This window comes from Gracilibacillus sp. HCP3S3_G5_2, assembly GCF_052063305.1.
Lineage (GTDB): Bacteria > Bacillota > Bacilli > Bacillales > Amphibacillaceae > Gracilibacillus.
The window spans coordinates 451,163-463,798 of record NZ_JBQHXU010000002.1; the positions used below are offsets into that span (position 1 = coordinate 451,163).

A 12,636-nucleotide genomic window follows, 5' to 3' on the forward strand; every position below is an offset into this window, starting at 1 on the left:
TTCTTTTTCTATTTTATCATAGTATGAGCGCAAGTTCTTGTTTCAGAATTGTGATCATCCATGGGTATATCTAAATAATAAAATTGACAAAAACGAAAAAATGGCTGTCCGAAAATGGACGGCCATCTAATTCGTTAACTTCCTATTCTTGCTTCCATTCTTGCTTTGTCACGTTCTAAAATAGGCTTTAAATATCTACCTGTATGTGATTCCTTTACTTCCACGATTTCCTCAGGACTTCCAGTAGCAACAATTGTTCCACCGCCGTCTCCTCCTTCAGGACCTAGGTCAATTATATAATCCGCTGCCTTAATTACATCTAAATTATGTTCAATAATAATGACCGTATCTCCATTATCAACAAGGCGCTGAATAACAGCTAAAAGACGAGAGATATCATCAATATGCAAGCCAGTCGTTGGTTCATCCAAAATATATAATGACTTCCCATTTGAGCGACGGTGCAATTCACTCGCTAATTTTACACGTTGCGCCTCGCCGCCAGACAATGTTGTTGCTGGTTGCCCGAGTCGAATATAACCTAATCCAACATCGTAAATCGTTTCTAATTTTCGCTTGATCTTCGGAATGTTTTCAAAGAATTTCATAGCCTCTTCAATTGTCATATCAAGAATATCAGCAATATTCTTTCCTTTATATTTCACATCCAACGTTTCACGGTTGTATCGTTTTCCTTCACACACCTCACAAGGTACATATACATCTGGTAAAAAGTGCATTTCGATTTTAATAATTCCATCACCACGACATGCTTCACATCGGCCACCTTTAACATTAAAGCTAAATCGCCCTTTATTATAGCCACGGATTTTTGCCTCATTTGTTCGGGCAAATACATCACGTATGTCATCAAATGCACCTGTATAGGTTGCTGGATTCGAACGAGGTGTCCTTCCGATTGGTGACTGGTCAATATCAATCACTTTTTCTAAATGTTCTATACCTTTAATCTCTTTATGTTTACCTGGTTTTTGTTTGGCGCGGTGTAATTGAACAGAAAGGCTTTTGTGTAATATTTCATTGATTAATGAACTTTTCCCTGATCCAGATACACCGGTTATTGCCGTGAAAATACCAATAGGAATTTTCACATCTACATTTTTTAGATTATTTTCTTCCGCCCCGATAATTTCTAGAAAACGTTCATCGGGTTCCTTCCGTTTTGCAGGAACAGGAATAAATTTATCACCTGATAGATATTGTCCTGTTAATGATTTTTTCTTTTTCATCACTTGCTTTGGTGTACCTTGTGCAACGATTTCCCCGCCATGTTCTCCAGCACCTGGACCGATATCAATTAAATAATCAGCTGCTAACATCGTGTCTTCATCATGCTCGACGACAATCAATGTATTACCTAAGTCACGCATCCGTTCCAATGTCTGTATTAGTCTGTCGTTATCTCGCTGATGTAGACCGATGGAAGGCTCATCTAGTACATAAAGCACACCAGTAAGTGCTGAACCAATCTGGGTTGCCAAGCGGATACGCTGTGCTTCCCCACCAGATAACGAACCAGCAGAACGAGATAAAGTTAGATAATCTAAACCGACATTTTTCAAAAAGGTTAAGCGGTCATCTAATTCATTAATAATTAATTGTGCTATTTGTTTTTCTTTTTCTGACAGTTGAAGTGTTGTAAAAAAATGATGTGCTTCTGTCACGGACAATGCTGTTACCTGGCCAATATGCAAATCATTTACTTTAACTGCAAGAGCTTCAGTGTTTAAACGATAGCCTTCACATGTCGGGCAAGGTTTATTTGTCATATATTTTTCCATTTGCTCACGGATAAAATCTGATGATGTTTCTCGATAACGACGAGCAATATTATTTATAACCCCTTCAAAGTAAATATCATTTTCCCGAAGCATGCCATAATCATTTTGGTAACGGAAGTATATTTTTTCTTTACCACTTCCATGCAATATTTTGTCCATTTGCGTTTTCGGTAGTTTCTTTACCGGTACGTCCATATCAATTCCATAGTGGTCACAAACACTTTTCAGTAATTGTGGATAATATTGGGAGCTTGTAGGCTCCCATGCAGCAATTGCTCCTTGATTAAGAGTTAAGTCCTTGTTCGGGATGACAAGGTCAATGTCTACTTCTAGCTGTGAGCCAAGCCCGTCACAAGTTTTACATGCTCCCCAAGGACTGTTAAAAGAAAATAATCTTGGTTCTAATTCATCTATTGAAAAACCACAAATAGGACAAGCATGATTTTCGCTGAACAACAACTCTTCATCATCAATAATATCCACCATTACTTTACCATCACCTAGTTTTAAAGCTGTTTCCAATGAATCAGATAAACGACCTGCAATACCATCTTTTACGACAATTCGGTCAATGACAACCTCTATAGAATGTTTTTTATTTTTATCTAATTGAATATCATCACTAATTTCACGCATCTCTCCGTCGATACGTAAGCGGATATACCCTTCTTTTTGCAGATCCTCTAAAACCTTAACATGTGTCCCTTTTCGACCAGAGACAATTGGCGCAAGAATTTGCAATTTTGTTCGTTCTGGGTAATCCATAATTCTATCTACCATCTGTTCAACCGTTTGGGAAGTGATTTCTTCACCATGAATCGGACAAATCGGATGACCAATTCGTGCAAAAAGCAAACGCATATAATCGTAAATTTCTGTTACAGTTCCAACCGTTGACCGTGGGTTACGGCTTGTCGTTTTCTGATCGATGGAGATAGCAGGCGATAATCCTTCAATTGAATCGACATCTGGTTTGTCCATTTGCCCTAAAAATTGACGAGCATATGCCGATAGTGATTCTACGTACCGGCGTTGTCCCTCGGCATAAATAGTATCAAAAGCTAATGATGATTTACCTGAACCAGATAAACCTGTTAAAACTACCAGTTTATCCTTTGGTATATCAAGTGATATGTTTTTTAAATTATGTGCACGTGCTCCTTTTATAGAAATGGATTTTTTAGCCATTTATTTCACCCTTCTGCTTTCAATTCTAAAACAAGATCACGAAGCTCTGCAGCTCGTTCAAAATCGAGTTCTCGTGCCGCTTGTTTCATTTCATTTTCCATTTTTTCGATTAATTCCTGCTTTTCTTTCTTCGTCATTTCACTTAATTGTTTGGCTTTACTGTCATATGGTGCTTCTTCTTCTGCTGCCATTGTAGCACGGATCACATCTCGAACTCCCTTATTGATCGTTTGAGGTACAATGCCATGTTTTTCATTATATGCCTGTTGCTTTTCGCGACGGCGATATGTTTCATCGATAGCGGTTTGCATCGAGTCCGTTACTTTATCGGCATACATGATAACCATACCATTTTCATTTCGTGCTGCACGCCCCATTGTTTGAATCAACGAACGCTCTGAACGTAAGAAACCTTCTTTATCAGCATCAAGAATCGCTACCAGTGATACTTCAGGAATGTCCAACCCTTCACGTAAAAGGTTGATTCCCACTAACACATCATATTTTCCTACTCTTAAGTCGCGAATGACTTCAATACGCTCTAACGTTTTTATTTCTGAGTGCAAATAAGCAACTTTTAAACCAACTTCTTTTAAATAATCAGTTAAATCCTCTGACATTTTTTTCGTAAGGGTTGTTACTAATACACGTTCATTTCTTTCTATCCTTTTGTTAATTTCGCCAATTAAGTCATCCACTTGCCCATCGATTGGACGGACCTCTACTTCCGGGTCCAACAAGCCTGTCGGGCGAATAATCTGCTCCGTCATTTTAGGTGTATGTTCCAATTCATAAGGGCCCGGAGTAGCTGAAACATAAATCAACTGATTTGCCTTATTTTCAAACTCCTCAAAAGTTAATGGTCGGTTATCTAGTGCAGAGGGAAGACGGAAGCCATGATCGACCAATACTTGCTTCCGTGCCTGGTCTCCATTATACATACCCCGTATTTGTGGTAAGGTAACATGGGACTCATCAATTACAATTAAGGAATCATCTGGAAAATAATCAAGTAAAGTATACGGTGTTGACCCTGGCTCTCTTAAAGTCAGATGGCGAGAATAGTTCTCGATACCTGAACAAAAACCCATTTCTGCCATCATTTCCAAATCATAATTGGTCCGCTGTTCCAATCGTTGTGCCTCTAGCAATTTATCCTCAGAACGTAACTTTTCCAATTGTTCATCTAATTCTTTTTTGATATTTTCCATCGCTACTTTCAATTTTTCCTCACGGGTAACGAAGTGTGATGCCGGAAAAATGGCAATATGATCACGATCCCCGATAATTTCACCTGTCAATGCATCCACTTCACGAATCCGGTCGATTTCATCACCGAAAAATTCCACGCGAACACAATGCTCTTCACGTGATGCCGGAATAATCTCGACTGAATCACCACGAACACGGAACGTACCACGTTGAAAGTCAATGTCATTACGAGCATACTGAATATCAACAAGCCCCCTTAATAGCTCATCCCGGTCTTTTTCCATCCCTACTCGCAATGAAAGCACTTGGCTACGATATTCTTCCGGTGAACCTAAACCGTAGATACAAGAAACACTGGCAACAATTAGAACATCCTGACGTTCAAATAATGCAGATGTTGCCGAGTGGCGCAATTTATCAATTTCGTCATTAATGCTCGCATCTTTTTCAATAAATGTGTCAGTGGACGGCACATATGCTTCCGGTTGATAATAATCATAGTAACTAACAAAATATTCGACAGCATTGTTCGGAAAAAATTCTTTAAACTCACTATATAATTGACCAGCTAGTGTCTTGTTATGGGCAATCACTAAAGTTGGTTTATTGATCTCTTTGACAACGTTACTGATGGTAAACGTCTTTCCGGTCCCCGTAGCACCTAGTAGGGTCTGATGACGTTTCTTATTCTCTATGCCAGTCACAAGCTCCTTAATTGCATGAGGTTGATCACCTTGCGGCTGATAAGGTGCTTGTAAAGAAAATGTTTGTTCTTCCACCTTCATACCTCCGTTCTCATTTACTGGTTATAGTATACACTATATCCCAACAAAAAGCGAACAAATATTCGTTTTTGGTTTTGGATTCTCTTCTTTCATTATAACCAAAGGTACAGTGATGATAAAAATAAATGTTTATAATAATAGAGGGGCTGTTCAATATGGGAGAAAATACGAGGTTGTATATAAAAAATGCTACAATTAAGATGTATAGCTCAAAATGGGGCTATCTTATCGCTACGGAAAAATACCTTCTTTTTCTAAGAGTGTCGCATTTTTTTCCGTAGCTTTGGATAGATGTCCTCATAACGCAGCGGCAGAATACTTCGCTTTTAGCGGGAACGGCTTCAGCTAACTTCGTGAAGAAGAGCACTTCACGAAATGGATCTTCAGCTCGTGCTGTTCCCGCAGGAGTCTCAGCATTCTACCTCCGCTAGTATTAGTTTTCTGATTATCGATGAGTGTATAACTCATACAATTATTTTTGATGATTTCCCTATTACTTCATAACCCTTTAAACTCAAAGGAAAGAATGGTAAATTCATCGAAATTTCACTAATTAGGTAGTTTGATCGTATTGGTTTACTTCATATAAATCGATCAACTCGATCTCTGGGTGCTTATCGGTGAACCATCTAAGGGCAAAGTCATTTTTGAACAATACGAGAAATTCATCTTCTCTGTCTTTCACTAATAAATTCCGCTCATCAAATAAGGCCGGATCAACTTGCTCTTTTTTCAACCAGCGCGGAATCCTATCACCGATTGATTCAAGCATAATTTCTACATTATACTCATTCTTCATACGATGCTGGAATACTTCATACTGTAATTGTCCAACCGCACCGATAATCATCGAATCAGTTGGGTAACCACGGAACAATTGGATCGCACCTTCCTGAACAAGCTGTTCAATTCCTTTTCTAAATTGCTTGGCTTTCATCACATTCTTCGCCATTACTCGCTGAAACATTTCCGGTGGGAATTGTGGCAACTCATCATATTCAAATGTCTTCTTACCTTCGATTAATGTATCACCAATTCGATAAGAACCTGGATCATAAACACCGATAATATCACCCGCATAGGCTTCTTCTACCGTATCACGTGAGGAAGCAACAAATTGTTGAGTCTGACCAAGACGAATGGTTTTTCCAGTACGAGCAAGTGTCACATTCATTCCTCGTTCAAACTTACCAGAACAAACACGTAAAAAGGCGATTCGGTCACGATGTTGGGGATTCATATTCGCTTGGATTTTGAAAATGAATCCGGAAAAATCAGGATAATCAGGACTGATTACTTCTTCTGTGGTACGGCGTGGTCCTGGAGCTGGTGCCATATTTATAAATGTATCAAAAAAGGTTTGCACACCGAACGGGGCAAGTGCACTACCGAAAAATACTGGTGTTTGTTCACCGGCAAGCACACGATCTAATGAAAACTGATCGCCTGCTTCATCCAATAATTCCAGTTCTTCTGCTGTTTCCTGATAAGTAGGATGATTAAATATTTCCTCTTCTTTTTCCATCTCTGCCATCTGGATATATGTTTCTTCTTCATTACCATTAAATTTGATAAATTGATCATTGTATCGATCTAATATACCTAAAAATCGTTTTCCCATCCCCACAGGCCAATTCATTGGATAGGTTTCAATATTCAAAACATCCTCTATCTGATCTAATAAGGAAAAGGGATCGCGCCCTTCACGGTCTAGTTTATTAATGAACGTAAAGATCGGGATCCCGCGCATTTTACAAACTTTAAACAGTTTAATCGTCTGGGCCTCGATCCCTTTTGTGGCATCAATAATCATAACGACACTATCGACAGCTGTAAGCGTACGATAGGTATCTTCACTAAAGTCTTCGTGACCAGGTGTATCAAGGATATTGACTTTATGGCCTTTATAATCAAAATTCATCACACTAGAAGTAACCGAGATTCCACGTTGTTTCTCGATTTCCATCCAATCAGATGTAGCAAATTTACCTGACTTTTTTCCTTTTACGGTACCTGCTGAGCGAATTAGATTTCCAAACAACAATAGTTTTTCTGTCATCGTTGTTTTCCCTGCATCAGGGTGTGAAATGATGGCAAACGTTTTTCTTTTTTGCACTTCTTCTTGTAATCCCATATTTGTTACCTACTTTCTGCTTTACGTGCATACCTATTAACTTTTCCTATTTTACCACTTATCGATCAGAGTGAAAATAAAAACATCATCAGAATGGCATCAAAACCAGAATCTGATATAATATAATGATGGATTCTTTAAATAAGGATGGGATCAATTTGCAGCAAATTCAAATGACAGAACAATCGATCCGCCAGCTTACTGGTGAGCGTTTTTATAAAAGAGGCTATCAATACTATCAATCAGGAAAAGTGTATGGTCTTTCCTATAACCCGGAATCCAATTCCTGGCGGGGACTTGTAAAAGGAACAAAAATTTATACGGTTCGCATTTATTTTTCAGATGATATGAAGGTAGATACAACATGCACCTGCCCAGCCTATGAAACACATGGTACCTGTAAACATATTGCTGCAGTACTGTTAGCTATTACGCAGGATGCGCAATCCAATCGCAGAAGATTTGCAGTTGACCGAACTGCCCATCAGAGACCTGTACAGGATACAGACCTGTTTGCCAAGCAATTATTACATACATTTCGGGATAAAAAAGGACGCAGTGAAACACCACAAATTGTTGAAACAGAGTACCTTTTGTCCTTAACGAAAGCGAATAAAAACTCGCAGTATGCTTTGAGCATCGAAGTAAAAATAGGAGATAAAAGACCATATGTGATTCGCGATCTTCGTGGTTTTTTCAAATCCTTTAATAGTGGGGAACCCTATAAAGTAAATCAAAGCTTCACTTATGATCCATTTATTCATTATTTTACGTCGAATGACCAAAAAATGATGGAGATGCTTCTAACCTGTTATGAGCAGGAACGTCTCTTTGGGAACAGCTATGTGTTAAAGTTGGAGCAACCTAGGAGTATTTATATTCCTCCAAGTTTAATTGACCAATTGTTAGACCAATTAGTCGAGATGGAATATGTGTTCCGCCATCATACGAATAAAGAATATAATGCTATAGAAGTGAGTGAAATGGAAGATCAGCTTCAATTTCATCTCGATTACCAACAACCAAATAATTATACCTTGGAAATGACCGATTTAACAGATTATTACTTTTTAGATAGTTATCGTTATGTCATCCATGAACACCACTTTTATAAAATATCCTATCAACAGAAAGTAATTTTAGAAAAATTGTTCCGGGTCGTTCCTTTTCAAAACAAGAAAAAACAGCTAATTTCACCAAACGAAATGGATGTATTTGTCAAAAATGTTATGCCACAATTCGAACAAGTCGGAACATTAAACATGACAGAGAGAATGGAGAGACAGATTAACACCGCTCCACTAAAAACGAAAATCTATATCGATGAAATAGAAGGAGCTTTAAAAGCTGAAGTAGAGTATCAATATGGTGAGGCAACATTTACCCCTTTTTCAGATCAAGGATCAGGAGGAACAATCGTCAAACGAGAAACGCACAAGGAACAAGACATACTGCAAATGCTCCGTGATGAAGCTTTTATTGAGATGAATCAATCGTTTTACTTATTTAATGATGATGCCATTTATTCCTTCATCCACGAAGGCGTATATCAACTAGAAAGAACAGCATCTGTCTACTTATCTAGAAGTGTAAAGCAAATGCTGGAAGGTATCGATCAAATAAAACTACAATCACATGTTGATTATCGACCTTCTGAAGGAATGTTGGATATTGCATTTGATATGGAAGGTATTTCAAACGAAGATGTACGTAATATTTTGCAAGCTTTAATCGAGAAAAAGCGATATTATCGTATCCCGAATGGAGCACTTATCCATTTAGAATCAGATGACTTTTCGTCCTTTCAAAAACTGCAAAAAACATTGGACTTATCCAAAAAACAAATGGAAGATGGTAAAATTTCGATTCCAGCTGCTCGTAGTTTCCAGGTGGAAGAAGCATTGAATAAGACAGACTATCGCTATAGTGCATCATTTCAACAAATGCTGGAGCAATTGAAACACCCGGAGCAGTTACAATTTCAATTACCAGATCAGTTAGAAGCGGATATCCGCGATTACCAAGTAACAGGATTTCAATGGATGAAAGCATTATCCCATTATCATTTAGGTGGTATTTTAGCTGACGATATGGGATTAGGGAAAACATTACAGACGATCAGTTACCTTCTTTCGGAAGCTAATGTAAAAACGGACCGTTATCAAGCCCTTGTCATCGCACCTGCTTCACTGTTATATAACTGGAAAAAAGAAATTGAAAAATTTGCACCTACGCTGACTTCCGGAGTCATTATCGGGCCAAAACTCGAACGACAAAAATTATTACAGCAGCATCAAGATACTAATATTCTGATTACTTCCTATCCCACTTTACGGAAAGATCAGGATTTATATGAGAATCATTTATTTGATTGCATCATTTTGGATGAAGCCCAGGCAATTAAAAATCATTTAACTTTAACAGCAAAAGCGGTACGATCGTTACAGGCAAAACAATTTTTTGCACTGAGTGGAACGCCTATCGAAAATGATCTGGATGAATTATGGTCGATTTTTTATACGATATCACCTGGATTATTTGGTAGCAAAAAAGCATTCAGCGACCTTGACACAAACTATATCGCTAAAATTACTAGACCATTTATATTAAGGCGTGTAAAAAAAGATGTTTTGGATGAATTACCTGACAAAATAGAATCGGTTCAATATTCTGAACTAACAAAAGAACAAAAAGAAGTATATATCGGTTATCTGCAACGAATTCAGAATGAGCTGGATGAAACCATTCAAGCTAAAGGCTTTGATCGCGGCAAGCTGCAAATTTTAGCAGGGCTGACTCGTTTACGGCAAATTTGCTGCCACCCTAGTTTATTTCTTGAGAATTACAGTGGTAAATCTGGAAAACTAGAACAGTTGATGGAATTAACCTCTGAGTTAGAAGCAAATGGAAAACGGACATTAATTTTTTCTCAATTTTCTAGTATGCTGGAGATTATCCGTAATACTCTACAAGCCAATGGTCATGAAGTATTTTATTTAGATGGATCAACTCCTTCTGAACGACGAATGCAGATGGTTGAAGCATTTAATGCTGGGGAAAGAGGGTTTTTCCTAATATCCTTAAGAGCTGGTGGAACAGGTCTAAACCTGACCGGAGCAGATACCGTTATACTATATGACCTATGGTGGAATCCAGCAGTAGAAGAACAAGCTGCAGGAAGAGCCCATCGAATTGGTCAGAAAAACGTCGTACAAGTCATCCGTTTTATTACCGAAGGAACGATTGAAGAAAAAATATACCAGTTGCAGCAAAAGAAACGTGAACTAGTGGATCAAATTATCCAGCCAGGTGAAACGTTATTATCGAAATTATCGGAAGAAGAGATTCGGGAACTGCTGCAATTTAACGAAAAACAAGAGAGCTGATGATCAGCTCTCTTGTTTTTCTAGTATGGTTTCTTGTACATAGCTATCGTTTTCTTTTACAAATAATATTCCTAACTTGTGATGTTCTCCTTCATATAGTGCCCGTTGAGCAAAGCGGATCTCACCGTTTAAGTCTTGAACATTTAATTTACAAAATGCTCTATTTTGATTAACTGCATGGTAAAAGTCTTCTTCATTCTCTACGGTTATATCGTTAACCTTGATAATTTTCTCTCCTGGCAATAATTCTAAACCTACTGCTGGTGTACCTGGCAAGGTTCCTAGGACTAATAGGCCTTCTTTAGCTGGCTGGTAGTACGGTGTATGTCGTCGCTCTCCAGTTCGATAAAATAGCTGAATGAATGCTTTACCTAAAAAAGCAACTGCAAGTGCAGCAACTGTTAAAATTGGAAAGAAATAGCTTCCTACAGCTATTAGCAAAACAACTACTGCTAAGAAAGCATTCTTTGCTGATAACCAACTAGCTGCATCCTGTACTAACCGAGAGCGTACTACGTATTCAAAACCTAATATATATGGTAAAAGAATGAAGCCAAATGATTCACCGGCAATTTCTACAATTGGCCACCCACTAAAAGGTTCTACCCATCCACCCGGAATTAATGCGATAAACGGGATGATCGTTAACTTTTTGATACGGTGCTGACCTAAGTATTTACCGCGACTACTTTTAACAAGTTCAGGAAATGTATCACGATTACGTACTCTAGCTAAAAGCCACGTTTCTATTAATAAAAATATCCCAACGACAAACGGTATATAGAATAAGTCTGTTGCAGCCAGTAAAGGAAGCCAATTGTTAGGCAAATAATTCTCACCATATATGTTGAGAAAATACATAAGAGCAGATACAATGGCTAATGTGTAACTAGCTGATAACCAGTAAAATCGGTTACCAATTGCCACTACTAGCATAACTAGACCTAATACTAAAGTAAATGGAATCGAAATGACGAATCCAAACACAATCGACACAACTGATAATAGTAAACCACTTATGATGGATATCGCCCAAGTATGCTTTGACTCATGAAAATACGGATATACTTTCGCTCCAAAATTTTGACGGTCTTTTTTAATTCGCCGATAACCACTCAGTAATATTAATAGAAAAAATAGATAGATAAACGGCTGCATAAACAAACGTGCGATAACTGCGCCAAGTTCCATCAACCATTCCATCCCAAACACTCCCTCCCCAACCAAACATCCATTTATGTATATTGACTCTTTTATGATTTCTATAACGAAAACTTTAAAGATGAAAACTCTATCATATCAACACTTTACTATTAATCAGTATAAAACGCAAATCCAAATTCGTGTAGTAAATTGTATGTTTTTTTGGAGTATTTGGGAGTGAAAATTCGTAGGTAGACGATATAGGATAAAAAAAGAAGCTGAGACAAAAGTGGTTTTTATCCAGCAAATTCCTAACACAAATGGTGCGAATACCCGCTTCGGAAATTATACCCCGCTTTCCCACAGGAGTCTACGTATATTTCCTAAGCTCTATTAGCACATTGTCCGGCTTCTAGACGAAAAACTTTCTTTTTGTCTCAACCTCTCCTATGTTCTTTCTTTATCAATTAGTTTATCTAATTCCTGTAGCAATAATTGCACATCTTCTGTCGTTATTTTCTTCTCCATTATATCACCTCTATATTATTGCTAATTAATTATTACCCCTTATCTTTATCTCCAAACCTTAAATTTCTCCCATAAAGGATAAATTGCCAAGCTTTAATATTCTTTCGCACCACAAACGTTCCTTGCACAAAGAATTTATATAATGTTGGCAATTAAAAATATACGGCTATGATGATGCTGGAATATTTGGAGTTACATAATTTTTAAAAATAATAGGTTATATTTTTTATACGGCATGAAATGCATGAAGAAAATTTATAGATAATGAATGAGAGGAAGTTTATTGATGGTCATGGCATCCATTCAAGGGTTTACTACGCTTGGAATTCTATTCCTGTCATTAGTTTTATTGCTATTACTTGGGTCAATAGGATTCATCTTTTATTTAAGAAATAAGAGAGGTTAAGAGAGCTTACAGAAGTTTTAAGTAATGTTTTTTATTCATTTCCTATGTAGAA

The 12,636-nt window shown here is 37.6% G+C and carries 5 protein-coding genes; 1 reads left to right on the forward strand and 4 read right to left on the reverse strand.

Translation table 11 applies throughout. From position 1 onward, the window contains the following. Positions 1 to 134: 134 nt before the first annotated feature. From uvrA to ACTNEP_RS04760, 3 genes are all read right to left on the reverse strand, one after another. Entirely contained in the window at positions 135 to 2,990 is a 2,856-nt protein-coding gene (gene uvrA / locus ACTNEP_RS04750) for an excinuclease ABC subunit UvrA (RefSeq protein WP_441160548.1), read from the reverse strand. Between the two features lie 5 nt (positions 2,991 to 2,995). Beyond that, entirely contained in the window at positions 2,996 to 4,981 is a 1,986-nt protein-coding gene (gene uvrB, locus ACTNEP_RS04755; RefSeq protein WP_441160549.1) for an excinuclease ABC subunit UvrB, read from the reverse strand. A gap of 559 nt (positions 4,982 to 5,540) precedes the next feature. Next, a complete protein-coding gene (locus tag ACTNEP_RS04760) occupies positions 5,541 to 7,121 on the reverse strand; it encodes a peptide chain release factor 3 (protein WP_441160550.1) in 1,581 nt (526 codons plus the stop codon). A 158-nt stretch (positions 7,122 to 7,279) separates the two neighbouring features. Between ACTNEP_RS04760 and ACTNEP_RS04765 the strand changes: the two genes are divergently transcribed. Continuing rightward, positions 7,280 to 10,507 carry an SNF2 helicase associated domain-containing protein gene (locus tag ACTNEP_RS04765; RefSeq protein ID WP_441160551.1) on the forward strand — a complete coding sequence of 1,076 codons (3,228 nt, stop codon included), beginning with the start codon at positions 7,280 to 7,282 and terminating at the stop codon, positions 10,505 to 10,507. A gap of 3 nt (positions 10,508 to 10,510) precedes the next feature. Here the strand turns inward: ACTNEP_RS04765 and ACTNEP_RS04770 are convergent, their stop codons facing one another. Continuing rightward, positions 10,511 to 11,710 carry a PDZ domain-containing protein gene (locus tag ACTNEP_RS04770; RefSeq protein ID WP_441160553.1) on the reverse strand — a complete coding sequence of 400 codons (1,200 nt, stop codon included), beginning with the start codon at positions 11,708 to 11,710 and terminating at the stop codon, positions 10,511 to 10,513. Positions 11,711 to 12,636 lie beyond the last annotated feature (926 nt).